Raw genomic sequence first — 24,498 nt, 5'->3', positions numbered from 1 at the left:
CAAAAAGTAATAATTTTTTGGACACCTCTTTTCTTTCTTGATAAATATTTCTTATGAATTATTACTCCTGCGGTAGTCGAAATAAATTTCCACTATCCTCGTCGCAATTTATCTGTGACGAAAGCGGTAGCGTCAGTTACAAAGGAGTTGTCTCAAAATGACTTTTCAGACAACTCCTTTCCTTATGTTGATTACAGTATGATACTGCTCCCCTTTTTCATTAGCTCCATAGTTATTCTCCTGCGTACTTTTGATATTGAACATAATTATTGTCTATAATAAACATCTACTTTTGATTTTCAAAAATCAATTTATGAAATAGGTGAAATACATGAAGAAACTTCTCCATGTGGTTGCAGCAATTATTGAAAATGATCAACATGAAGTCTTTTGTGCTCTAAGAGGACCAAATATGTCATTACCAAATTATTGGGAGTTCCCCAGCGGTAAAATTGAAAATGGTGAAACTCCAGAAAAAGCATTAGTTCGGGAAATTAAAGAAGAGTTCGACTGTGTTATTAATGTTGGAGAAAAAGTAGAAGACACAACATGGGAATATGAGGATGTCATTGTAAGATTACAAACATTTAAAGCAAATTTAATCGCTGGAGTACCTATTGCAATGGAACACGCAGATGCAAGATGGGTGGCACGAGATAAACTTAAGAAACTTGAATTTGCCCCTGCTGATATTCCCGCATTAGAAAAGATATGTAAGAACTAAAAAATCACAAGTGTTAGTCTTGTTCTATCCTATCCATCGTTTCAATATGATGTCATGGGGAACCCATTCATTTTTAGCGCAAGGACATTTCTCGACACATTCAATTTTAGATGTTAAAATTTAAAGATTCGTAAAGTTAGTATATCCATTTTTTTCAATAGTAGGTGATTGAGTTTGCGCATTAAAAAGGCTATCCCCAATATGTTAACATTAGGCAACTTGTATTGTGGTTTTCTATCAATAGGTTTTGCTGCAAATAGTCATTATAAAAACGCAGCAATATTAATAATAATAGGCATGATGTTAGATAGTATGGACGGCAGATTAGCGAGGATCTTCAATGCCGATAGTACTTTAGGAAAAGAGTTAGACTCTTTAGCTGACATCGTTACATTTGGAATCGCACCATCATTTCTAATGTATTATACTTACTTTTACCAGTTAGAATTACTTGGATTAGCGATTGCTGGATTATTCCCTTTGTTTGGTGCCTTCCGATTAGCAAGATTCAATATTAGCAGTAATAAGTCATCACAACACTACTTTATCGGTGTTCCAATTACAGCCGCTGGTGGCATATTAGCATTATTGTCCTTGTTCAACCACCTGATTCCGAATATAATAACAGCAGTTATTTTTACTGCGCTTTGCTTTTTAATGGTTAGTAAACTTAAAATTCCAAGTTTAAAAGATGTTCCTTTACCTAAGTACGGTACAATTGTTACGATTTTTTTAGGATGTTTATTATTTATATTATTCAAAAATACTTATGGGAAATTTCCTTACTTAATCTATATTGCAGCACCTACGTATATTATTTATGTACTTTATCAATTTGTAAAAAACAAAAAATAAACATTCCATTGTCTACAGCTACAACTTTCCCTTAGGTTGTAGTTTATTTTTACGAAAAATTCTGTATATCGCAACCGAATATTGAACCACTTGTTAATTGAGCCAGTGAGCCACTTAATACACTCTGTCTTTTCCAGAAGAACACCTCGGCTTTATTTGGAGTGGCGGGCATGATACCCTTGTGCGGGCGTTAAATCCTTGCTACTACGCCCTTTAAGCGCGAATCATGCCCGCAGAGGCTCCATGTAAAGCCTACTGATAAACTTGCTACTAACTTTATCTTGTCCATGAAAATGGCTCATTTTTTTAGTTGCGAAGTGGCTCACAATTCAATTGCGAAATACAAAATTCCATTTTCTGCATAATAAGAAGGGATAATCAAAGAATGAAAATAAGAAGGAGAATTAAATATTACCTTATTCGTTTATTTCGCTTAAAATCTAGTCCACATCAAGTAGCTTTAGGCCTTACTATGGGTTTTATACCAAGTTGGATTCCACTGTTTGGTTTTGGCCCTGTACTTTCTATTGGTCTAGCAAAATTAACTAGATCAAATCCCATTTCAGCATTTGTAGGCGGTGTGATAGGTACTCCAATTTGGCCACTACTTTTTATATTAAATTACATGATTGGAGGCTTTCTATTAGATAGAAAACCTAAAGTTGATACACTTGAAGAAGTAGAGTATTCAACAGCTATTCAACATACACTTTCAGGATTTTTCAAATCTCATACGAGTGGAGTGCTATTTCTAACTGGTGCAATAATAAATATAGTACTCTCCTCAATCTTAATTTACTTCATGACATTTTTTCTATTCAAAAAATATCGGGTAACAATATTAAATAAATTAAGATGAACTATAGAATAAAAAAGCCAGCACTATATTTGAACTGCCCCGTAAAAATTAGATTTTTGTCTAACTTTTACGGGGCAGTTTATTTTAGATTACTAGTTTATGTTCATCTTACATTTTCATCCAATATCAAAGTGTTTATACTAATTCCCTGTTCAATCTTGTTAGAGAGAAGTGTATTTTATAATAATGTGGTTTACCCAACCATATAAGTAATATAATAACAATGTATTGACTAAATTAAGGGGAGTGAATCTAAATGATTATCGTTACAACAGAAAATATTCCAAATTACAAAGTAACTGAAGTTTTAGGTCCAGTATTTGGGCTAACAGTACGAGCTAGAGGAATTGGAAAAGATATTGTCGCTTCATTAAAGGGACTAGTTGGTGGGGAAATTAATCAATATACGGAAATGCTTGAAGATGCAAGAAAACAAGCCATCGATCGCATGGTAAAAAATGCTGCAGCAATGGGAGCTGATGCAATCGTAATGATGCGCTTTGACTCTGGTGAAATCGGCCAAAACATGAGTGAAATCATCGCCTATGGAACGGCTGTTAAAATTGATAAGGCATAACAAATGAAGTGGATTATAGGATTTTACGGTGTTCAACTTGTCATTCTCATTTTATTAATTATTTTATCTTATCTAATTTATGATCGCCGCTTCAAGAAAAAACATGGGAAGCAAGTACCTAAAGGTTTTGTACGTACAAATGAAATATCAATTGACCCAACTACAGGAAAAAAATTAGTCGTTTATTTCAACCCCGAAACTGGTGAAAGATTTTACAAGGAAGACTAATAAACAATAAAAACTTGAAACAAAAGGGTGTGAAATACATTTCCATGCCCTTTTTAATATATCTCCCGTAATAAAAAAGCATTCAGAATGTCCACACATTCCGAATGCCCTATTTCCAATCCCTTGTATATACATAGAAAGGTTTTAAACTTCTAGACCTGCATTAACTGCTGAATTTGTTGAATTTGCCTCAACGGGTGTTTCATCCCCATTATCAGTACAAGCCGTTGTAAAAATAAGAAGGCAAATTAATCCCAGTACTACTCTCTTCATTCATACTCACTCTCTTCAAAAAAAGGTTTCCCTTATTTTTAGCTATTTGAGTAAAAATTATAAGTTTATTTCAAAACTAGAAATTGTCACTACTTAATCGGAATTTCAACTTTTGCGATTACCTTCATATCATCGTCAGTTGATTTAATTGAAATGAATCCTTTATTCTTTTTAACAATTTCTTTAACAATGTACAACCCTTGCCCTCTTATCTTTTTAACGTCCCTATCTTTCGTTGTATAGCCTTGTTTAAAAATAAGATCGGGTTCTATTTTCTTTATGCTTGTATTTGTTACTTGAAAAATATATTTCGTAGCCTCAGCAGTACAAATTACCTCTATTTTTCTATTACTCTCTGGAAGTTCCATTGTTGCTTCAATGGCGTTATCTATTAAGTTAGATAAGATTTTTATCAAATCAATTGACTTGATATGGTCAAAGGCGTTTTGAGAAATATCAAAATCCATATCTATTTGATAGTTTTCCGCAGCTATTTTTTTCGTCTGTAATAAAATCGCTAATCCAGGATGGTCGATATTTAGTTTCAACTTTTCAATCATACTAACTTCTTTATTAAGGGATGTTACATATTCTAATGCTTTATCGTATGCGCCAATTTGAAGTAACCCTTGAATGACTTGGATATGATTAATATAGTCATGTCTAAATGAAGAAACAGATGCAATAAGCGTGCTTAATTCTGATTGATATGTATTTTCTGCATACCCTACTTCTTTTGTAACTTCTTTTTGATACCATCTTTGTAAATATAAAAAAGATACAATGATAATAATTATGAACAACCCAATAAATATAAAGATAACAACACGATCTTTAATAACCGCTTTCTCAATATGATTAATCGATGCTGAACTAATATCCATACCCAAATACCCTAATACATCTCCGGATTCATCTTTAATCGGTACTCCAACAGACATATATGTACCATATTCAGGATCATGAATTTCTTTTGTTACATAGGGTTCGTTATATAAAAATGCTCGTTCTACATATTTTTTTGGTACAGTACAATTTGTTCCTATTGGAAAATGAATATTTCTAGGCATACCAACAATTAAGGTTTTCGAAACTTCAGGATTATCTATGTCCAATGTATAAACATATAGTGCACCTACTTTATCCCTAAATTCGTTCAACTCACTCCGAATTTTCCAATAGTATTGGTTTTCTTCTTGATTCTCCAGGAACTTTTTATAAGTTTCTATATCTAAATCACTAGCCAGTCCTTTAGCAACTTCTAAATTATGATTGACGACTGCATCTTCTACTGTGACTTTCATTCGGAAATTAATTGCAAGAAAACTAAGGCTTGTAAAAACAAGTATAAGAATAGTAGAAAGAATTAAGATTATTTTTCTTTTCATTAAACAAAATTTCCTTATTTTATTTATATATCTAGTAAAAACATCACTATGTATACTATTTTATAGTTTTAGTATTGTCTAGTGTTATTACTATAAATAATTTTAATGCCCTATTTATTAGCCAAGTTTTTCTGGAAGAAATTTATAATGTTGTTGATTTTATTTTAAGATGTGACTAATTATTGTCAATAGTGCTCAAATCTCAATCATATTTTTGCTTAGTTGGGACAGAATAATTAATAAAAGACTAAAGAGTTTCCTCTTTAGCCTTAAAATCAATGCTCTGTATAGCTACCAAACAGTTAGTTCCATGCAGTTCGTTCACTTACAGGTCTTTCCTGTTCGAACGAATTTCGATCGAAAGCTGCTTCAGGCCGCCGATTGTTGTCTACTTGGAATTCAGAAGCAAACTCTTCATTGTTGTTTTTGGCCTTCTGATTCTGATTATTTTTTGCACCATAAACATTTACTTTGTTATTTTTATTGTTCGCTTCTTTATTTGCCATAGCTATCCTCCTCATTGATTTGAATGAAAAATTCAGACAAGACCAAAATAGATTGTCTGCTTTTCATAAAATAGTTTGTCCCAATTAGACGATTTTATCTCAGGAAAAGCTATGGTTTTATTTACAATAATCTACTACATAATTTTTTAAACATAATGATACAGGCTATCTTAAATGAATCATTATTTTCTTTCATACCTTTCGACAATTTGTTTTGCCAGATTATAAAAAGCTTGTGATTGGCTATCATACCCCCATTTTTCTTTAAAGGTACTATAATACTTTGTAAAATCTGCTGCATTTGCCATCTGATTGTTTTCTTTAAAAATTGAATCAAATAAAGGTGCATCGGATTCATTTTTTAATAACTCTAAAGTGCTTTTATGAATTTTCGAATTTTCTTTATATTTTGTCACTACAATACCTAATGATTCTAATTTTATATCTAAATTTCTAGCAAACTCTTTAACTCGTTTAACAATTTGGGGAATTCCATATGTAGAGAGGATATCAGGTACGGTTGGAATGAGATAGCCGTTTGAAATTCGTAAGCCGTTTAAAGTAATGATGTCAAGGTTTGGAGGACAATCAATTAAAATATAATCATAATGATAATTTATTGGACGGATAGCTTTTTTAAGAATTTCTATTGGATTCGTTTCATGAAATGGTCCTGTCGCCATTTTTGCAATACGCTCTTGAACATCCATTAAATCCAAACTTGATGGTAGTAAATCTAAGTTTTTTATAGATGAAATATTTGAAACACTTTTTTGTATTGTTTTTTCTAAAATAAATTTTACTTCATCGGGGTCTAATGCTTCTTCAAAAATTGTAGCAATTGTATAACCGTCCTCGTTTAAATCTTTCCATTTGTTTTCACCTATCAACATTAAAGTAGCATTCGTTTGAGGATCTAAATCAATAACTAATACTTTTTTCTTAAATTCTGATGTAAGCATTTCTGCAAGGCCAACTGTTGTTGTAGTTTTTGCCACGCCACCTTTTAAGTTAATTGTAGAAATTACAATAGCCAATAGTCGCTCGCCCCTTTCCGATAACTGTTATCTACAATTTATGATAGATTTACTATTTTCATTAACAAAACTGGAAATCAATAAACGCATTTATAGACATTTCTCGGGAAATAAAATGAAATCTTTGACGAATATCCTCATTTATATTAATTCTTTGTCAAAGAAATAAAAGAAGACACTGATTGTCTCTTAATCTGTATACATTAATCCCATAATAAAAAGAATTTGGAACAAAAATCGATTTTTCAAATTTATTTAGAAATATTAGTGATGAAAATTTGCTATTTAGAAAAAGTTGATTGGAATGGAGTGTGGCTGACTCCTGCGGGAATAGCATGAGCCGAAAATCCATTTTTGCCGGCCATAGACGGCAAAAATTAGTTGAGGCCATGCCCGCGGAAAGCGTCCACACGAAATGGAAATCAACGTCCTTCATATCAAAAGACACCATTTTCACGTGAGAAAATGGTGTCTTTTCAGTTTTATCCCAGCTTCCTGCTTTTATTTTTCATCATAATCTGGAAGTTTAAATGTTTCTACTTCTTTTAATAGATCCTCTACTATATGTTCTAAGGCTTCTGCTGTCGCAGCAATTTCCTCCATAGAACTTAATTGTTGTTCTGTCGCTATAGAAACTTTCTCAATTTCACGTTTTGAGGAATTTGATATATCTTCTACAACCGTCATATCTGAAACGACTTTTTCGCTATTTTGCGCAATTTGGTGAGTGCTTTCAACAACTTGCTGTAGTTGATCTGTAATTTGTTCTATCAACATTTTAATTTCCATGAAGTTCTTTTCTGTTTGTATAAACATATCTAAACCTTTTGTAACTTCAAGGCGACTTGAATTCATTGATTCTACAGATTTCGAAGACTCTCTTTGAATTGCCGTAATAATTTCTTGTACTTGGTTGGAAGAATTATTTGTTTGTTCTGCAAGTTTACGTACCTCTTCAGCAACTACTGCAAAGCCTTTACCATGTTCTCCAGCACGTGCTGCTTCTATCGCTGCATTTAGCGCTAGTAAGTTTGTTTGTTCTGAAATCGATGTAATTACATTCACAATTTCATTAATCTCATTAGCATAATTATTTACAGTACTAATATCCGCAGATAACATATTAAAGGTTCCTTCGATTGTTTTCATTTGCTGTTGAGTAGAGGAAACAATCTCATGTCCAACGTCAATTTTAAATTCAGCCTCTTCTGCTTTCATTGTGACTGTATTCGTATTCTGATAAATTTTCTGAATATCCTCTGATACAACCTTTAAAGAGGCAAAGCTTTGATTTAGTTTATCCGTTTGATTTTCTAACCCTCTTTGAACTAACCCCATAGCAGCTGCTATTTGTTCTGACGATTTTGTACTTTCATCAATTGTTGAACTTAACTCTTCAGAAGATGATAGAATAACCTCAGACTTATTATGAATATGTGAAATAATAGAGGCTAGCATCGTCGACATTTTGTTAAATGACTTTCCAAGAATACCAATCTCATCTCTTTTTAAAATATCTACTTTCGTCCGTAAATCTCCCGCGCTCATTTCTACTGAGGCATCTGTTATTACTTTTAAAGGCTTCGTTATCGAACGGATGATAACTATTAAATAGATACTAAGTAAAATTAGTGATCCGATTACAACATAAATCGTCGAATTTAGAATTGGTTTTGTGGCATCGCTAATTTCACTTGTAAACATTGTTCCGCCAATTTTCCATCCAGTTAATGCGTTTGTTTGAACAAACATTTGTTTCTCTTTACCTTCAAATATATAGTCAAATGATGTTATATCCGGTTCTATCATTCGCTTAGCCCACTCTTCTTGGGAAACATCTAAACCTAATTCCAATGTTGGATGAGCTATGATCTGTTGGTTTGCTGTCATTAAAAACGGGTAACCTGTTTGACCAACTTTTATGGAATTAATAATTTCATATAAACTATCCATTCTTAAATTTACAGCAAATACAGCGTCTGCATTGCTAAGCGTTTTAGAAACCGTTACTACCCAATCACCTGTTGAAGCAGCTTGATGTGGATCAGAAATAACCACTTGTCCAGAATTTTCTTTAGCCTTTATATACCAATCACGGGTTGTAGGATCAAACTCAGCATTGTTCATGAGACCTAAATCCGGATATTGAATCATTTCTCCCTTAGCTGTTCCAATAAAAGTAGAAAGAATGCCTTCACTTGTTTCAAAGTAATTTTTAAATATATTTAAAGTACTATCCCAATTTTCTTTTTGTAAATCTTCTTGAGTCAGTTGGTCAGAAAAATAATCAACACTCTTAACAATTGGATCGAAATGTTTATTTATAAATCCATCAATGGTGACAACACTCTGATTGGCACTACCATGTATTTGATTTTCTAATTCTTCTTTTGAAGCAATAAATGATGTTGAAGCAATTAATAAACTTGGTAATAGTAATGCAACCAAAAAGGCAAAGCCTAATTTTCCATTAATAGATGTTTTCACAATACGTTTCTGCTTTTTTTCCATACGCAGCTACAAACCTCGAGATATCTTAAAGTAACCTGGATTTGTAACCTTTCACCTCTCTTATAATGTAGTGGGGTGTATAAGTGCACTTGTTTTTACTAAATATTCCATTTCTTTTAATAATAGTATAATAGAATCGCACTCAAAAATGTGGTGATTTTTTTACAATTGTATGGAATTTTCTCGCTCATGCAGAAGCTCTTTAACACATTGAAAACTCGAGATTTCTTTAGGCGAAATAAAAAAACACCGTTTGTCGCAAATTCATGTGACAAATTGGTGTTTATATTAAGGTAGACTTTAAATGTATAGTTTTTTATAGGATACATCTAGTGCATTAACTTTTATTTCTAAAAAACTGGCTTAATTTCGTTTTGAAATTAAGCCAGCCCTGTATACTATGTTACTTTTCTAATGTCACTCTTTGTAGGCGCAATGCATTTAATACAACAGATACGGAACTAAACGCCATGGCGGCACCAGCAACCCAAGGGGCAAGTAAACCAATTGCAGCAATTGGGATACCAAGTGTATTGTATGCAAAAGCCCAGAATAAGTTCTGTTTAATATTACGCATCGTTTTCCGACTCATTAAAATCGCATCTGCAATACTATTTAAGTCGCCTCTAATTAATGTAATATCAGCAGCTTCCATTGCAACATCTGTACCTGTACCGATTGCCATACCGATATCTGCTGTAGCTAATGCAGGCGCATCATTAATTCCGTCACCGACCATTGCTACCTTTTTGCCCTGTTGTTGTAGTTTCTTTACTTCTTCGGCTTTACCCTCTGGAAGCACTTCCGCTATAACTGCATCTACTCCTACCTCTTTACCAATTGCTTGAGCTGTACGTTCATTATCACCTGTCATCATGATGACTTTAATACCCATTTTTTGCAGTCTTTGTACCGCTTCTCGGGAAGTATCTTTTATCGTATCTGCCACTGCTACTAAACCTGCATATTGTCCATTAATTCCTGCTAGCATTGCCGTTTTTCCATCACGTTCTAATTTCTCCATCAGTGAAAGAACATGTTGTATATCAATTCCATATTGAGCCATTAATTTCCGTGTTCCAATGACTACACCCTGACCTGAAATTGTTGCTTGCACACCGAAACCAGGAATCGCTTCGAAATATTGAATATTTCCCAGTTCTACCCCTTTTTCTTGAATACCTTGAACGATAGCTTGAGCTAATGGATGTTCGGATTGTTTCTCCGCTGCACCAATTAAAGATAAGAAATTTTCTTCATTTTGACCATTTGCTACATAGATATCCGTTAATACCGGTTTACCATGTGTCACGGTACCTGTTTTATCTACTACTACTGTATCAATATTTTGTGTTTGTTCTAAATGTTCGCCGCCTTTAAACAGAATACCAAATTCTGCAGCCCGGCCAGATCCTGCCATAATAGAAGTAGGTGTCGCTAAACCAAGAGCACATGGGCAAGCAATAACTAATACAGCGATTAATACTTCAAGAGCTGAAGTGAATTCACCAGGGTTAACCCAAATAATCCAAACTAAGAAAGTTAGAATAGCAATCCCTACTACGATAGGTACAAAAATACCTGAAATTTGGTCTGCCATTCGTTGAATTGGTGCCTTTGATCCTTGTGCATCTTCTACAACTTTTATTATTTGAGCTAGCGCTGTGTCACGACCAACCTTTGTCGCTTTCATTTTAATAAAACCGTTTTTGTTAATTGTAGACCCATATAAAGTGTCGCCAATTTCTTTATCTACAGGTAGACTTTCACCCGTTAACATCGATTCATCAACGGCAGTTATTCCTTCTATTACTTCTCCATCAACTGGAATTTTTTCACCTGGTTTTACTAGAATCATGTCACCAATTACTACTTCTTCTATTGGAACTTCTTTTTCCACACCAGCTCGAACAACAATGGCAGTTTTCGCTTGAAGAACCATTAATTTTTTAATTGCTTCAGATGAACGTCCCTTTGCTTTTGCTTCGAATAATTTCCCTAAAAGAATAAGCGTAATTAAAACCGCACTTGTTTCAAAATAAAGATGTGGTGCATGATGTGTTCCTACAGTGATGATTGTTTGATAAACACTATAAAAATACGCTGCGGATGTACCCATCACGACCAGTACATCCATGTTCGCACTGCCATTACGAAGTGCTTTATATGCTCCTACATAAAATTGTTTCCCAATAATAAATTGCACTGGTGTTGCTAAAAACAGTTGTATCCATGGATTCATTAGGAAATCTGGTACATATAGAAACGATGTAAAGGCAAAGTGACCTACCATAGTCCAAAGTAACGGCAATGATAAAATAGCTGAAATAATGAACTTACGTTGTTGTTCTTTAATGTGCTTTTCACGGTAATCTACTTGTTCTTTATTTTCTTGCTTTTGGTGTGCACCGTAACCAAGTTTTTCTACTCTTGCAATTAAATCAGCAATTGTTATTTCAGAAGGATTAAATTTAATTGTTGCTTTTTCAAGGGCTAAATTAACGCTTGCACTAGCAACACCATTCGTTTTATTTAATACTTTTTCTATCCGCGTTGCACAGGCTGCACAAGTCATTCCTGTAATTTCAAACTCAGCTTTTTGCTTAACTACACCATAGCCTATTGCTTCGATTTTCTTTTCAAAGTCAATTTCACTTAGCTTTGAAGGATCGTATTGAATAGTTGATTTTTCAAGAGCTAAGTTAACAGTAGCCTTTTCAACACCATCCATTTTATTTAATACTTTTTCAATTCGTGTCGCACAGGCTGCACAGGTCATCCCTGTAATTTGAATACTAGTTTCTTTTACATTACTAGCTTCAGTACCCATTTTCTTCCCCTCCCTCTATATACCTGTACAGGGTATAATTTTATGAAAATGAGAGAGTGCTACAAGAGCACTCTTATTTTACGTCATAACCTTGTTCTTCAATTGTTTCTTTAATTTTCTCAATCGATACTTGAGATTCATTAAACGAAACATCTACTTGAGCAGTACTTAAATTTACTTTTACTTCGTTTACACCTTCTAATTTACCAACACTACCTTCTACAGCATTTACACAATGCCCACAAGACATACCTTGAACGTTTAATGTTACAGTTTGCATATTTTTTCTCTCCTTTAAATAAGTTTTATATACACTACTAGGGTATATAGAATATAAAAAAATTATTTCTTCATTAACTTTTGAATCGTGACGATTAATTCATCAATTACTTCATTATCACCATTTGAAAGGCGATCTACGACACATCCCTTAACATGCCCTTCTAAAAGGATTTTAGCTACACTATTTAAAGCGGATTGTGTGGCAGAAAGTTGAGTAATGACATCATCGCAGTAAACGTCTCTCTCTATCATACCTTTAATACCTCGAATTTGACCTTCGATACGGTTTAAACGCGTTGTTAAATCCTTCTTTACACGTTCTGGATGATGACTTTTCCTGCAAGTGTCACTTTCAGTATGGCACTCTACTTCTTTCGATAGGTCTTCCATCAGTATAACCACCTCACTGAAATACAATTTAACATACCTATATAGGGTATGTAAAGCGAAACAAAAAAAGTTATTTTTTTCGTATTTCCACTAATTTTGATTAACTAATTATAGTAATGCAAATCCAATACATTTATTAATGAACATCCTTATAGCTTTTATACCCGTAATTATTGTCTCTCTTATAATATAAAAAAACCTATTCACTCGTTTTTGAATGAATAGGCAACGTTTTATAAGAAAAATCCACCTATCAAAAGACCTCCCATTATTACAAAGGCAGGATGAATTTTCATCTTCTCTAAGGCAATAAATGAGCATACAATTAATAGAATCGTTGCAATTAACCCTATTGCGTTATATGAAGTGTTGAAAAAATCTAAAGTCATATCCGCTAAAAGAATTGCAATTGCTGGTAATACGAAACTAGATAATCTTTTTACACGCTGAGAATTTCGATAACGATATAAAATATTTAATAAAATTAACATGGCAATTAATGATGGCCCTACTTGAGCAAACAATCCAATAATCGCACCTGGTATACCAGCTACTTCATACCCAATGTAACCCGCCAATTTAGTTGTAATTGGTCCCGGCAATGCATTCCCAAGTGCAAGGACTTCACTGAACTCACTTGTTGTCATCCAGCCATATTTTTCAACAACTTCGTGCTCAATTAATGGAATGGAGGAAGGTCCTCCTCCATACCCAAGAATACCAGTATAAAAGAAAGCTAAAAAAACTTGAAGATAAATCATTTTTCTTCACCTTCCTCTTTCTTTTTAATCGGAAGGGCTAATGCAAGTACTAATAATATACCGATGATTACACCTGGATGTAGTTTTAATAAAAATATTCCTACAAACGAACATACAAGAATAAGGGTACCAACCTTCCAACCGAGGGACTTTTTTGATTTTTTTAAGAAATCCCATGTTAAAACACCCAGCATAACAGCTACAATAGGTACTACACCTTTTGTCATGCCTTTAACAAAATCGAAATCCTTAAACTCTTTTAAAGTTACTAATAGAATTATCATTAAAAGGACAGTCGGAACCACCGTCGCTACTAGTGCTGTCACCAATCCTAACCAACCACCAACACGATATCCAATATATCCTGCCATTTTTGTAGCTATTGGTCCCGGCAAGGTATTTCCTATTGATAACACATCAGAAAATTCTTCATCGGTCATCATTTTAAATGTGTCTACTACTTCTTTTTGAACAAGAGGGATTGTAGAGGGACCCCCTCCAAATCCAAGAATTCCCGATCGGAAAAACGCAATAAAAATATCTTTTTGTTTTGTAATTTTGTCTTTTTCCGAGAACGGAATTGTTTCTTTTTTAGTAACCAATTGCCATCCCATCTCCTCTTGGGTCTGCTCCACCATATTTCACATTTGTTTGTTCATCAATGAAAATTGCACCAGCATGCCCCATAATGTCTGTAAACTCCTCTAGCACTTCTAGTTCATGCCCCATTTTCTTCAATTCATTGCAAACTTCTTGAGGGATACGGCTTTCTACTTTCAAACTATTTGATGCTGCTCCCCAAGTACGCCCATAAAGCCACCTCGGAGCTTCAATTGCCTCCTGCACATTCATTCCATAATCTACAATTCTCGTAACTAATGCAGCTTGTGTTTGTGGTTGCCCTTCTCCACCCATGGTTCCATAAACAAGTGCAGGTTTATCATTTTTCAATAACATCGCAGGGTTTAATGTATGGAATGTTCTTTTACAAGGAGCTAATGCATTTACATGATTTTCATCTAGTGAGAAATAGCTACCCCTGTTTTGTAGTACAATTCCCGTATCTTTTGGGATAAAACCTGAACCAAATTCATGATAAATACTTTGAATCATTGAAACAGCATTGCCGTATTCATCTACAATGCCAAACCAAACTGTATCTCCCTTTGCATCAAGGAGTTGTAACTCCTTAGCACGTTCACTATTTCTAATTTTTTCCGCTAATTTCAGCCCATGTTGTGGACTCAATAAAACATCAACTGGTATATTTACAAATTCAGGATCTGACAAATACTGATCACGGTCCTTAAAAGCATGTTTAATCGCTTCTACGAGTACATGATAATACGTAGATGAACCCTCTTCAATGTCTCTCAACTCAATATGATTTAATATATTTAAAATGGACAATGACGCCATGCCTTGCGTGTTTGGCGGCAAATTATAAGCTGTATATTGTCGATAGTTCACTGATATCGGATTAACCCAATCGCTTGTATGTCGCTTAAAATCATCAACAGTGAGAATACCACCATACTTTTGTAAATCAGTAATAATTCGTTCTGTTAATTCACTATTGTAAAAGTAGTCTGATCCATTTTCAGCAACCAGCTCCAGTGTGCGGGCAAGATCTTCTTGTTTCATTATTTCTCCAGCTTGATAAGGCTTTCCATTTTTTAAGAAAACTTTTTTAAATTCTTCAAATCTCCCAAGTGCTCGAAATTCCTTATCCCCTTCATCAAGGTTTACTTCTGTCCAACAGGCTTGACTTGGAGTTACAGGGAATCCCTCTTTTGCATAAGTAATTGCAGACTCTAACAAACTTTTCCAAGATAAGGTACCATCCATTTCACTCTTTCCGTACTCAAATGCTTGCCCCCATCCAGCAATAGCACCTGGTACCGTGTTTGCAGCCAACGCTCCTCTTGATGGAATTTTCGATAACCCTTGATTTTTGTAAAATTTGATTGTCGCCTTCTCTCCTGATCGTCCACTTGAATTAAGTCCTTTTAATTCTTTTGTTTTTGTATTATAAATTAACCAGAAATTATCTCCCCCAATGCCATTCATATGAGGGTACACTACTCCAATTGTTGATGCTGCTGCAATTGCAGCTTCAATCGCATTTCCTCCCCTTTGAAGAATATACATTGCCGCTTGTGATGCTAAATAATGTGGAGTTGTAACCATCCCTTTCGTCGACATAGTTGTTGCTCTATATTGTTTCCCCATGAATTATCCCCCTTTGTCCCACCGGAATTATGTAAATATTCTATCAATTTATATGATAGACTAATTTTCATTTAAGTGAAGGGGTCCTAAGTCTGAAAAAATTAAAGAGGTACCTTTTAGATACCTCAAAGTAAATTATCCTATTTGAATTTCTTTCAACTTGTCATTTAATTTTTTATAAACTACTTTCATTTCTGGTTCAGTACTTGCTTCAATAGCATCATTTAGTCCAAACCAGCCAATATCACTATTTTCATCAGCTTTAATTTGTATCGATTGATTTTCACTTGCTTGTAATAGGTAAGTAACATTTAAATGAACATGAGTTGATACGTGTTTTCCCTTTTTCTCATGAGCAGGTACACCTAAAATCTCTATAGAGTAGATGTCTTCCATGACAGGATTTATATTAGATAGTCCTGTTTCTTCTTTTGCTTCTTTCAATGCAACATGAAGTAAATCCGAATCCCCATCTGCATGTCCACCAACCCAAGACCAAGATTGATAAATATTATGATATACCATTAACACTTTTGAAAAATCCTCATTAACAAGCCAAGCTGATGCAGTAAAGTGTGCAAATTCATTTTCACGAGTTAATAGATTATCAAATGTATCCATATATCTTAATAGCATTTCTTGATCTTTTGTTTCTTGTGCGTTAAATGGTTTATATTGTTTAATTTGTTGTCTAATATTCATTTTGTAACTCCTATGATGTTAATTGATTTATTATTGTCGTTACCCTTTTATGCTGTGGTTTTGTTAAGTACGGTTCTCGTTCTTGTAGTATAGCAAGAAATTCTGCCTTGTTGAGTTCTGTTACCGCTATCAACGTACTCTCAGCATGTTGTGGGATTTCCTTTGTTCGGCAAGTTTTTAAGTGCTCCATTAAAAATGGAAAGATTTTTTCGTTGTTTTCATTATTTACTGAAGCTAACTTAGCAAGAGTTAGAATGCCTTTATCAACAGTAATAACGGAACCATTTTTTATAGCCAGTTTTATCGAATGAAGGTGTTCCATTAAAATCTCTGGCACTTCTTTTGCAATTGTTGCTAATACTTGCATCGAGCCCCAAACTAATCGATTGTTCGAGCTTTTTAATAGTGTAATAAAGGTTAGAGCATATTCACTAATTAGTTCGGGTTTTAATTTGCCGATTTCATAAGCTACTTTGATACAATCTTGTTTTATCTTTTTATCCTTGCTCGATAGATTTTGAATAATTTCATGGATTCCAACGATATTGTTTTCACTTACAAGTTCTTGCGCTAATTCAATATTCGGTTCTTCATCTCTTCTATCTAATTGTGAGGCTAATCTGTTCAATATTGTCATATTATTCCCCTTTGTTTGACATTACTCTCCCTAACGATTCATTTTCACCAGAATATACCTTTTCGATATCTGTCATGCTTTTAATTAATTTAATATCATCAAATAGTATTCTTTCATCATCTTCTAAATTTGAGACTACAATATCTTGGAAAGTTAGAGAAGGATGACTATTTAAAAGCTGAATCAATTCAAATATTTTGTCTTTATCCAAATTATCGCCTTTTAAATACAACCGATACCCTTCACTACATTCGCCATTTTCATAGTATTCTTGAAAGCAACCAAAGGATTCAAATCTCCAATCATTACTTTTCAAACCATATTCATATTGATAGCCTAAATTTTTTAGATTATCTTCTAATTCGATAAATAACGGTTCATCTCTTTCTTTTAACGATTCATTGGATATATCCAAATCATGATATAGCTGTTCTTTTAACTGTTCCATCGTTTTAACTTCAGAAATTTGGTTAAATTGAACTGATTTTTCATTTAAATAGAGAATATTTAACACATCAAAGCTCTCTTCAATTTTTTCAGATTCCTGATAACGATTTAATAAGTTAATAAACTCCATTAATGGTTGTATTGTTTCCTCTTTAAAGGTGGAAATTGTTGAATTATAGTTTGCTTCAATATTGAGACCACTACTTTTCCTAAATACTACATTAGAGATATTTAATTTTGGTACTTCCTTGCCATATTTCTTTAAGAAGTTTTCACCTAATAAAAAAGCTTTCTCCTGGATTATATAGTTATCACCCTCAATTTCTGTATCCAACATTCCCATAAGGTCTACTGTAAATTCTACTTTGGGATCATCCGTGCGTTGTACTTGGTATATTCTGTCTCCCATATTTCCTTCATTAAGGGATTCTCGATAAGTAATGTCCACTTCAAAACCATATGTCTCTTTTATATAATCCTGTACTTTACGATCCACTTCCTCTTCTGAATCACATCCCACTAGAAACAGAACAATAAGCAGAACCATTATGAATACCTTAGCCCTCATATTTATCTCCTCTACCCAATTATCTAGAAGATTCTACCATATCACAGGAGTTCAGAGCACTAAATTTTCGAAATATGTTTTTCGATATATATCGCAAAATTAAACATTTCTCGGGAAATATTTCTATATTTTTTATTTATATATCGAATTTTGTAAGGTATTAATAAAAAAGCGCTTATCATTTTATATAGTTCTACTAATATTTGATAATATAGAAATTATAATTGTTTTGGAGAGTTTGAAATAAAGCTAATCAAACTATTAAAAATATTAATGGTATAAAGTTAGTTGAAATAAAAAAAGGAGGCAAAATCGTGGATTTTCTTACCGTTTTATCTTTTTTAGGTGCGGCAATCGTCCTTACCATAATGCCGGGGCCAGATAATTTATTCACTTTAGCACAAAGTATTGCTAAAGGAAAAAGTGCTGGTATTTATACTACATTAGGCCTTTGCACAGGATTATTAGGTCATATTACAGCTGCAACAATCGGAATTTCAGCCATCATTTATCAATCAGCTTTTGCTTTTACTATCGTAAAATATGCAGGAGCGGCTTACTTGTTATATTTAGCATATAAGTCCTTTAAAGAAAAAAGTTCAAGTTTTAATATTAACAGTGATGACACTTTAGACCACAAATCTTTATACAAAAAAGGGGTTATAATGAACCTATTAAACCCAAAAGTTTCTTTATTTTTCTTAGCTTTCTTCCCACAGTTTATTAACTATCAAAGTGGAAGTGTATCCTTGCAAATGCTTATCTACGGAGTTTTATTTTTAATTCAAACTTTGGTGATTTTCACAGTCATCAGTATTTTTGCAGGGCAAGTTGGAAACTATTTACGAAAAAATACTTCATTATCTAAAAAGATTAATATTATTCAAGGAAGTCTATTTACATTAATCGGGTTAAAAATTGCTTTCAGTCAAAAATAATATAAAGCACATAAGCGATATAAAATAAGCACTCGTGATTCCATGAGTGCTTTAACTTTTTTCAGCGTTTCTTATGCTTGAACTTTTCCAAATACAGTTATTACTTCTTCTTCTAGTTGCTCGATTAATTTATACTTTCCTTTATGGGTTAAAACAGCTTTCACAATACTACTGTAATACCAATGTTGTTGTTTTTTTCCTCGATTAAATCTAGACCATACAACATCCCCTTGACTTACAAGCTCCTCACGAATAGTTCGTAAATTATGTAATTTATCTGCTATGATAATTTGAATTTCTTCTAAAGAAGCATTTTTTAAGGAATCAATTGTATTTTGTTTCCGCTCTTCCCAAGGGAGACTTTTATCATGTTCAGATGCTGCTAGAACAAGTTTTGCAATCTTTTCACCAAACTCTTGTACAAGTTGTTCATAGGTAGCGTCTGTATCCTCAATGGTGTCATGTAAAATTCCAGCAGCGATTACATCATCTGAACAGTTCAGCTGTTGTAAAAGCATCCCTACTGCAAATGGATGTGTAATGTATGGAATATTTGTCGATTTCCTCATTTGTCCATTATGAGCTTTTGCCGCAAAATTAATAGCCTTCTCAATGATTGTCATTAAAACTCTCCTACTTTCTTATTGTTAAACTGTATTGTCGGTTAATCAAATTATAATTAAGTATACCCACCCTATTTAATGTAAGCATAATACTTTACTTGTTAATAACCAAAAAAGCTTACCTCACTTTTACATGAGAATAAGCTATTCTTCTAAATTAATCTTCTTTCTTAAACAACTTACCTGGCCAGAATGCATAGCGACCTAATACAACCGTAATAGCTGGAACAAGTAATGGACGAACAATAAATGTATCAATTAATACACCTAATGCAGTAATAACACCAAACTGAACAAGCAATTGAATTGGTAATGTAGCTAATACTGCAAATGTACCTGCTAAAATTAACCCTGCAGAGGTAATTACAGAACCAGTTTGTGTTACCCCATTTTTCACTGCCTCTTTTATACTTTGTGTTTTTCGATTATTCCACACTTCTGAGATCATAAAGATATTGTAATCTTCCCCAAGTGCTATTAAGAACACGAATGAATACAAAGGAAGTGCACTTGCAATGGATTCTGCTCCAAAGAAGTTCGTTAATACTAACCATCCTAATCCTAATGCTGCAAAGAATGAGATTAAAACAGTTCCTACTAAGTAAATAGTTGCTGCTATAGAACGTAAGTAAACCAGTAATAAAAGTGCAATAATAACTACCATTACAGGTTGAATAATCGATTCATCTCGTTCTTGTACAGTCTTTTTGTCAACTTGTGAACTCGTTTCTCCACCAATCCAGTAACTTTCGTCAGCATTTTCAACACCAGCATCTGTAAGCATTGTTTTCATATCTTCTTTTAATGTAGGAATTAAATCCATCGCTTCGTTTGAATATGGGTTAACATTTAAATCAGCTTCATAATACTGAATGTTTGAGTCTTTTTCACTTGTTACAGGTTCATTAACTAAATCAATGTATGAAAGCGACTCTATTTGACTAGTTAAATTAATCTCTTCACCCTTTGTATCTACAAGAATTTTCACTGGTGCCAATTCACCTGGAGTGAAGTTTTCTGCAATAATATCAAACCCTTCACGCGAAGGCATATCCTCAGGGAAAGAAGATAATAAATCATAATTATATTTAATTTGCGTTGAAGTTAGAGCTAATCCGCTAAGAACCACCAACGTTACAATAATAACTAACCATGGTTTATTCGTTACAAATGTGCCGATTTTAGACATGATTGGATGTTTTGGTTTTGGTTCTTTATATGGTTTATTTTTCTTCTCTGCTCTCTTACGTTGCATTTCTTCCGTACGAGGAACAAACGGGAAGAATGCTGCACGACCCATAAGAGCTAAAATTGCTGGTAAAACTGTTAAAGCTGCAATTCCCATGATAAAGATTGCAAAACTAAATGGTACAGCGAAACGTTCAAATGCTCCGAAGTCTGCTAAGCCTAATGTTGCTAATCCGATGAATACAGTTAAAGCACTCATTAAAATCGCTCCACCTGACTCTTTCATTGCAAGGCTAAGCGCTAAATATTTATTCTCTACTTCTAATAATTTATCTCGATATCTCGTAATTAAAAATAAACAATAGTCCGTTCCAGCACCAAATAATAATACGGTCATAATCGATGCTGCTTGTGCATCTTTATTAATCCATCCATTTTCAGCGAACCAGCCTAATAATGGACTAATTGCACCATAAGCGATACCAACTACAATGATTGGTGTGATAGCTAATATAGGTGAACGGTAAATGACAATTAATAAGACTAAAATTAAAATAACCGTTGCAATTAAAAGTTTAACGTCTGCTTGCATAAACAGGTCTGTTGCATCTACTGAAATCCCTGCTGGACCTGAGAAGCGTGCATGTAAAACATCATCTTCTAAATTCGTATCATATGGATTTTCACCAATTGCCTCTTCAGTAATTTCTTTAATCTTTGCAAAGTTTTCTTTTACAACTTCTGCATCTAACGTTTCTTCGAAGAATACTGGCGTTACAATTGATGAGCCATTTTCAGAAACGCTGGCAAATAGAGCTTCCGGTGGGAGATCCCCAAATGGCGGAAGAGTAGTTTGCCCTTCTAATGGATTATTTGCTAACTCTTTATAGAGTTTCTGAATTCCTTGTATGTCCTCAATCCCTAACCCGGCCTCTTTATACCATACAATCAGCAAAGGTAACCCTGAATCTGATGGAAATTGTTCTTCTATAATAGCATTTGCTTGTTCACTCATTACATCTTCAGGTAAATCACTACCACTATAGTTATCAACACTGTTGATTTGTGGGAATGACATTGATAATATTCCAACTATTAAAATCCACACTATTAGGGTTACCCATCGAGAATATTTATTCCCAACTAAATTTCCCAACTTCTCCATTAGGTGTTTTGACAATGTTTTATCCCTTCTTTCTCTTTTGTGAAAATAAAAAAAGCGCAAAGATATAAAAACATCCTTGCGTTTAATTTTATACCGATTCTCAATTCATTGCCTTGAATTAGGCTTTTAGAAAAGGTTTGCGAAATTATTAAGTATAGGATAAAGAATTAGCGAGTAACTTTTTAGACTATCTATGTTATTACAAAGATAGTCCTAATCAATAATGTTATAGAAAAGATAATGTTCTAGGGTGATTTACTCTATCTCTTTTTCTTCTTCTTCATTAAATTGTCCAAAAATCGTCACAATTTCTTTCGCTTTCTTACGTTCTACCGCTTTTGGAAGCTCGTCAAAATAGCCTAATTGAAGCATAGAAATAATTCGCTCACCAGGTTTTGCACCAATTGCATTACGGAAAACAGGAGAATCTAAATAATCCGGAGTTTTCCAACATGAACCAATTCCATAATCCCATGCAAGAAGTTGGATGTTTTGAATAAATGTACTTGCTGCTGCAAAATCCTCTAGTCTTTGTTTTTGACGTACATCTTCCGGTACAATAACAAAAACAAATGCCCCAACTGTCGTAAATTTTTGCATTTGTTTATCTAACGCTTCATCACTAAGCTCTTTCCATTTTGGTATTGTTATATCACGTAATACCTTATATAATTGGAAAATTTCTTTACCACACGCTACTACTAATCTCCAAGGTTCTCTGTTTTGATGGTTCGGTGCCCATACCGCATCATCAATAATACGCATTAAATCATCTCGGTCTACTGGTTGGCCATTAAATTTTTTAATAGAACGTCTTCCTATAATTGCTTCTCTTACAGTTAACGATTGTTCGTGCATTGTTTGTGTCTCTCCTTATAAAAAATCTAGACTCATTGTATTGGTTATATTCAATTTAACCTTAACACAAATATTTTTGATTTTAAATATTGCTTATCATTTCAGTTAAACACATCATCTATTTTAAAAAAGTAGTATTTCGTATTTGGGGTATAAGCATATGAATTAGTATAGTCGTAATGCCGATCTGCACTATTAACAGTATGTGCATGAATATAGGGAACTCCATTTACAATGCTCGTCACAATTGTACTATGATCAATGCGCCCGTCTCCTTGAAAATCATAAAAAATAACGTCCCCTATTTCTAACTCTGAAGCAGATTGTACACGTTTTGCAGTAAGCCCCGTCTTTGCAGTCTCTAAATACCAACGCAAACTATTCGATACTGTCCAGCTGTAACTCCAAGTTTCATTGGAATAATATCCACCTACATTTCGACCGCTTTTCCATCCATCTGTAATCCACCAGCCTCGAGCTCGATTGGGATATCCGGACATTGGGGCTCCCCCTGCACGCAAACATTGTGAAATAAAGTTCGTGCAATCATCTGAAAATGAAGGATAATTCGGATTTCTTCCATTCCACCACGTACGAGCATACTGAACAGCCGCGGCACGATTATAATAGATTGTAATGTTTAGACCTCCTTTATTTATCCTATGAAGTATCTGTTAATCAACATGTCAACTTTATTACAAATAAGCAATTGCACTAATTTTTTGATACAATGAATTTAATGAATATTCGGGTATCTAAATATAAGACAATTATTACAAATACCCATTAAACGATATATTTGTCAGTGCACTATCATATTTTACTTTCAAATAGATGAGGAATTTAAAATAGATAGAATGAGAGTGAGAGGATGTTGGCTTTGACACAGCACGCTGAAAAAGAAATTGTGGACTTTACAATGCTATGTGACAAAAAGGGAAACTTAAATCCCGAGGCAATTGGTTATGCTCGAAAACCAATTATTGATTGTAATTTAAGTGGACACTTCTTAAGGAAGAAAAAATGGAATTACTGGTGTGTATATGGTGAGGAAATTTTATTTTCAGTTACTGTCTGTCATTTTGATTATGCTGCTCTTTGCTCCATCTATTTTTTAGAATACGAATCACAAAGATTTTATGAAAAAACCGTTACGATTCCACTTGGGATTGGTAGTAAATTAAAAATGCCTACGAAAGTATTAGAGCCTTTACGTTTTTCAAATAATGAAGTTAAATTAGACATTACCCATTATCAAAATCAAACATTCTTAAACATATCTTCTAATAACTTCGATAACGAAACACTACAAACGGAACTAATTATTCAACATCCAAAAGATGACGATACGTTAAATGTTGTTATTCCGTGGAATCGTCAAACTTTCCAATTTACTGCAAAGCACCATACATTGCCAACAAGTGGTTTTGTAAGAATTGGAAATCGAATATTTAATTTTAACGTTGAAGACTGTTTTACAGTTTTAGATTTCGGACGTGGTGTTTGGCCAAGAGAAGTTACTTGGAACTGGGGCATGGCTTCCCAACGAAATCGTGATAAACGGATTGGTTTAAATTTTGGAGGAAAGTGGACAGATGGAACAGGAATGACAGAAAATGCGGTATTCGTAAATGGACACATGACCAAAATCCACGAAGATGTGATTTTCTCATATGATCGATCTAATCTAATGAAACCTTGGTATGTTACTACGAAATTCACTGATCAAGTGGTATTAACGTTTCACCCATTCTTTGAACGAGTTTCAGAAACCAATGCAAAACTGGTCAAATCAGAAATCCATCAGATGGTCGGTTATTATAGCGGTCAAGTTAAACTAGATAATGGGGAAACCCTCTTTATTCAACAAATGCTAGGGTGTATAGAAGAACATATTGCAAAGTGGTAATCCGGGCTTA

General features: G+C 33.7%; 25 protein-coding genes. 7 read left to right on the top strand and 18 right to left on the bottom strand.

The annotated features are described in order from the left end of the window. Positions 1-331: 331 nt before the first annotated feature. The 5 genes from NKR20_RS01700 (at position 332) to NKR20_RS01680 (ending at position 3,243) form a co-directional block, all read left to right on the top strand. Positions 332-724, top strand: a complete 393-nt coding sequence (locus NKR20_RS01700) for a (deoxy)nucleoside triphosphate pyrophosphohydrolase (RefSeq protein WP_253423065.1) — start codon at positions 332-334, stop codon at positions 722-724. Positions 725-898: 174 nt separating this feature from the next. Beyond that, positions 899-1,579, top strand: coding sequence for a CDP-diacylglycerol--serine O-phosphatidyltransferase (gene pssA / locus NKR20_RS01695; RefSeq protein ID WP_121213537.1), 681 nt, complete (start codon positions 899-901; stop codon positions 1,577-1,579). A 385-nt stretch (positions 1,580-1,964) separates the two neighbouring features. Then, positions 1,965-2,438: a DUF2062 domain-containing protein gene (locus NKR20_RS01690; protein ID WP_121213535.1), complete on the top strand. Its 474-nt coding sequence runs from the start codon at positions 1,965-1,967 to the stop codon at positions 2,436-2,438. 256 nt (positions 2,439-2,694) lie between these two features. Next, on the top strand, positions 2,695-3,015 hold the full coding sequence (locus tag NKR20_RS01685) for a YbjQ family protein (protein WP_121213534.1): 321 nt from the start codon (positions 2,695-2,697) through the stop codon (positions 3,013-3,015). A gap of 3 nt (positions 3,016-3,018) precedes the next feature. Beyond that, complete coding sequence (locus tag NKR20_RS01680) at positions 3,019-3,243, top strand: hypothetical protein (RefSeq protein ID WP_253423062.1); 225 nt, start codon at positions 3,019-3,021, stop codon at positions 3,241-3,243. A gap of 144 nt (positions 3,244-3,387) precedes the next feature. Here NKR20_RS01680 and NKR20_RS19365 read toward each other — a convergent pair whose 3' ends face one another. The 14 genes from NKR20_RS19365 to NKR20_RS01615 all read right to left on the bottom strand — a co-directional run bounded on the left by NKR20_RS19365 (position 3,388) and on the right by NKR20_RS01615 (position 17,807). Then, positions 3,388-3,516: a hypothetical protein gene (locus NKR20_RS19365; RefSeq protein ID WP_301285875.1), complete on the bottom strand. Its 129-nt coding sequence runs from the start codon at positions 3,514-3,516 to the stop codon at positions 3,388-3,390. Between the two features lie 89 nt (positions 3,517-3,605). Then, positions 3,606-4,904 carry a sensor histidine kinase gene (locus tag NKR20_RS01675; RefSeq protein ID WP_253423059.1) on the bottom strand — a complete coding sequence of 433 codons (1,299 nt, stop codon included), beginning with the start codon at positions 4,902-4,904 and terminating at the stop codon, positions 3,606-3,608. 302 nt (positions 4,905-5,206) lie between these two features. Beyond that, entirely contained in the window at positions 5,207-5,410 is a 204-nt protein-coding gene (locus NKR20_RS01670) for a hypothetical protein (protein ID WP_253423057.1), read from the bottom strand. A 182-nt stretch (positions 5,411-5,592) separates the two neighbouring features. Further along, entirely contained in the window at positions 5,593-6,447 is an 855-nt protein-coding gene (locus NKR20_RS01665; protein WP_211330866.1) for a ParA family protein, read from the bottom strand. A gap of 501 nt (positions 6,448-6,948) precedes the next feature. Next, positions 6,949-8,958 (bottom strand): methyl-accepting chemotaxis protein, encoded by a 2,010-nt coding sequence (locus NKR20_RS01660; RefSeq protein ID WP_253423055.1) that lies wholly within the window; start codon positions 8,956-8,958, stop codon positions 6,949-6,951. A 403-nt stretch (positions 8,959-9,361) separates the two neighbouring features. Further along, complete coding sequence (locus tag NKR20_RS01655) at positions 9,362-11,788, bottom strand: heavy metal translocating P-type ATPase (RefSeq protein ID WP_253423052.1); 2,427 nt, start codon at positions 11,786-11,788, stop codon at positions 9,362-9,364. A 73-nt stretch (positions 11,789-11,861) separates the two neighbouring features. Continuing rightward, positions 11,862-12,068, bottom strand: a complete 207-nt coding sequence (copZ, locus tag NKR20_RS01650) for a copper chaperone CopZ (RefSeq protein ID WP_121213522.1) — start codon at positions 12,066-12,068, stop codon at positions 11,862-11,864. A 62-nt stretch (positions 12,069-12,130) separates the two neighbouring features. Continuing rightward, the gene (locus tag NKR20_RS01645) at positions 12,131-12,460 is read right to left on the bottom strand and encodes a metal-sensitive transcriptional regulator (RefSeq protein ID WP_121213520.1); all 330 of its coding nucleotides are present in this window, start codon (positions 12,458-12,460) and stop codon (positions 12,131-12,133) included. 233 nt (positions 12,461-12,693) lie between these two features. Beyond that, entirely contained in the window at positions 12,694-13,221 is a 528-nt protein-coding gene (locus NKR20_RS01640; RefSeq protein ID WP_121213518.1) for a chromate transporter, read from the bottom strand. Beyond that, positions 13,218-13,835, bottom strand: coding sequence for a chromate transporter (locus NKR20_RS01635; RefSeq protein ID WP_253423050.1), 618 nt, complete (start codon positions 13,833-13,835; stop codon positions 13,218-13,220). Before NKR20_RS01635 ends, NKR20_RS01640 begins: the two co-directional genes overlap by 4 nt. Continuing rightward, positions 13,813-15,453: a gamma-glutamyltransferase gene (gene ggt / locus NKR20_RS01630; protein ID WP_253423048.1), complete on the bottom strand. Its 1,641-nt coding sequence runs from the start codon at positions 15,451-15,453 to the stop codon at positions 13,813-13,815. Before ggt ends, NKR20_RS01635 begins: the two co-directional genes overlap by 23 nt. A 135-nt stretch (positions 15,454-15,588) precedes the next feature. Beyond that, complete coding sequence (locus tag NKR20_RS01625; RefSeq protein ID WP_121213514.1) at positions 15,589-16,155, bottom strand: NUDIX hydrolase; 567 nt, start codon at positions 16,153-16,155, stop codon at positions 15,589-15,591. Positions 16,156-16,165: 10 nt separating this feature from the next. Next, complete coding sequence (locus NKR20_RS01620) at positions 16,166-16,792, bottom strand: hypothetical protein (RefSeq protein WP_121213512.1); 627 nt, start codon at positions 16,790-16,792, stop codon at positions 16,166-16,168. Position 16,793: 1 nt separating this feature from the next. Beyond that, positions 16,794-17,807, bottom strand: coding sequence for a hypothetical protein (locus tag NKR20_RS01615; RefSeq protein ID WP_253423046.1), 1,014 nt, complete (start codon positions 17,805-17,807; stop codon positions 16,794-16,796). Between the two features lie 314 nt (positions 17,808-18,121). On the opposite strand from NKR20_RS01615, the gene NKR20_RS01610 reads away from it, so the two are divergent. Then, positions 18,122-18,745 (top strand): LysE family translocator, encoded by a 624-nt coding sequence (locus tag NKR20_RS01610; RefSeq protein WP_253423044.1) that lies wholly within the window; start codon positions 18,122-18,124, stop codon positions 18,743-18,745. A 71-nt stretch (positions 18,746-18,816) separates the two neighbouring features. Here the strand turns inward: NKR20_RS01610 and NKR20_RS01605 are convergent, their stop codons facing one another. The 4 genes from NKR20_RS01605 to NKR20_RS01590 form a co-directional block, all read right to left on the bottom strand. Then, complete coding sequence (locus tag NKR20_RS01605) at positions 18,817-19,368, bottom strand: HD domain-containing protein (protein ID WP_253423041.1); 552 nt, start codon at positions 19,366-19,368, stop codon at positions 18,817-18,819. A gap of 157 nt (positions 19,369-19,525) precedes the next feature. Next, positions 19,526-21,736 (bottom strand): MMPL family transporter, encoded by a 2,211-nt coding sequence (locus NKR20_RS01600; RefSeq protein WP_253423038.1) that lies wholly within the window; start codon positions 21,734-21,736, stop codon positions 19,526-19,528. Between the two features lie 240 nt (positions 21,737-21,976). Continuing rightward, positions 21,977-22,579, bottom strand: coding sequence for a nitroreductase family protein (locus NKR20_RS01595; protein ID WP_121213503.1), 603 nt, complete (start codon positions 22,577-22,579; stop codon positions 21,977-21,979). A gap of 101 nt (positions 22,580-22,680) precedes the next feature. Continuing rightward, a complete protein-coding gene (locus tag NKR20_RS01590; RefSeq protein WP_121213502.1) occupies positions 22,681-23,217 on the bottom strand; it encodes an amidase domain-containing protein in 537 nt (178 codons plus the stop codon). Between the two features lie 242 nt (positions 23,218-23,459). On the opposite strand from NKR20_RS01590, the gene NKR20_RS01585 reads away from it, so the two are divergent. After that, positions 23,460-24,488 carry a DUF2804 domain-containing protein gene (locus tag NKR20_RS01585; protein ID WP_121213500.1) on the top strand — a complete coding sequence of 343 codons (1,029 nt, stop codon included), beginning with the start codon at positions 23,460-23,462 and terminating at the stop codon, positions 24,486-24,488. The last annotated feature ends 10 nt before the right edge of the window (positions 24,489-24,498 follow it).

The organism is Ureibacillus endophyticus (genome assembly GCF_024159215.1).
Taxonomy (GTDB): domain Bacteria; phylum Bacillota; class Bacilli; order Bacillales_A; family Planococcaceae; genus Ureibacillus; species Ureibacillus endophyticus.
The sequence above is the reverse complement of the archived record's forward strand: the minus strand, read 5'-3'. Positions and strand labels throughout refer to the sequence as shown.

Excerpts from the sequence above, each read along its gene's own strand:
- NKR20_RS01700 (WP_253423065.1), top strand. The coding sequence starts at position 332 with ATGAAGAAACTTCTCCATGTGGTTGCAGCAATTATTGAAAATGATCAA.
- NKR20_RS01690 (WP_121213535.1), top strand. The coding sequence starts at position 1,965 with ATGAAAATAAGAAGGAGAATTAAATATTACCTTATTCGTTTATTTCGC.
- NKR20_RS01685 (WP_121213534.1), top strand. The coding sequence starts at position 2,695 with ATGATTATCGTTACAACAGAAAATATTCCAAATTACAAAGTAACTGAA.
- NKR20_RS01680 (WP_253423062.1), top strand. The coding sequence starts at position 3,019 with ATGAAGTGGATTATAGGATTTTACGGTGTTCAACTTGTCATTCTCATT.
- NKR20_RS19365 (WP_301285875.1), bottom strand. The coding sequence starts at position 3,516 with ATGAAGAGAGTAGTACTGGGATTAATTTGCCTTCTTATTTTTACAACG.
- NKR20_RS01675 (WP_253423059.1), bottom strand. The coding sequence starts at position 4,904 with ATGAAAAGAAAAATAATCTTAATTCTTTCTACTATTCTTATACTTGTT.
- NKR20_RS01670 (WP_253423057.1), bottom strand. The coding sequence starts at position 5,410 with ATGGCAAATAAAGAAGCGAACAATAAAAATAACAAAGTAAATGTTTAT.
- NKR20_RS01660 (WP_253423055.1), bottom strand. The coding sequence starts at position 8,958 with ATGGAAAAAAAGCAGAAACGTATTGTGAAAACATCTATTAATGGAAAA.
- NKR20_RS01655 (WP_253423052.1), bottom strand. The coding sequence starts at position 11,788 with ATGGGTACTGAAGCTAGTAATGTAAAAGAAACTAGTATTCAAATTACA.
- copZ (WP_121213522.1), bottom strand. The coding sequence starts at position 12,068 with ATGCAAACTGTAACATTAAACGTTCAAGGTATGTCTTGTGGGCATTGT.
- NKR20_RS01645 (WP_121213520.1), bottom strand. The coding sequence starts at position 12,460 with ATGGAAGACCTATCGAAAGAAGTAGAGTGCCATACTGAAAGTGACACT.
- NKR20_RS01640 (WP_121213518.1), bottom strand. The coding sequence starts at position 13,221 with ATGATTTATCTTCAAGTTTTTTTAGCTTTCTTTTATACTGGTATTCTT.
- NKR20_RS01635 (WP_253423050.1), bottom strand. The coding sequence starts at position 13,835 with ATGGGATGGCAATTGGTTACTAAAAAAGAAACAATTCCGTTCTCGGAA.
- ggt (WP_253423048.1), bottom strand. The coding sequence starts at position 15,453 with ATGGGGAAACAATATAGAGCAACAACTATGTCGACGAAAGGGATGGTT.
- NKR20_RS01625 (WP_121213514.1), bottom strand. The coding sequence starts at position 16,155 with ATGAATATTAGACAACAAATTAAACAATATAAACCATTTAACGCACAA.
- NKR20_RS01620 (WP_121213512.1), bottom strand. The coding sequence starts at position 16,792 with ATGACAATATTGAACAGATTAGCCTCACAATTAGATAGAAGAGATGAA.
- NKR20_RS01615 (WP_253423046.1), bottom strand. The coding sequence starts at position 17,807 with ATGAGGGCTAAGGTATTCATAATGGTTCTGCTTATTGTTCTGTTTCTA.
- NKR20_RS01605 (WP_253423041.1), bottom strand. The coding sequence starts at position 19,368 with ATGACAATCATTGAGAAGGCTATTAATTTTGCGGCAAAAGCTCATAAT.
- NKR20_RS01595 (WP_121213503.1), bottom strand. The coding sequence starts at position 22,579 with ATGCACGAACAATCGTTAACTGTAAGAGAAGCAATTATAGGAAGACGT.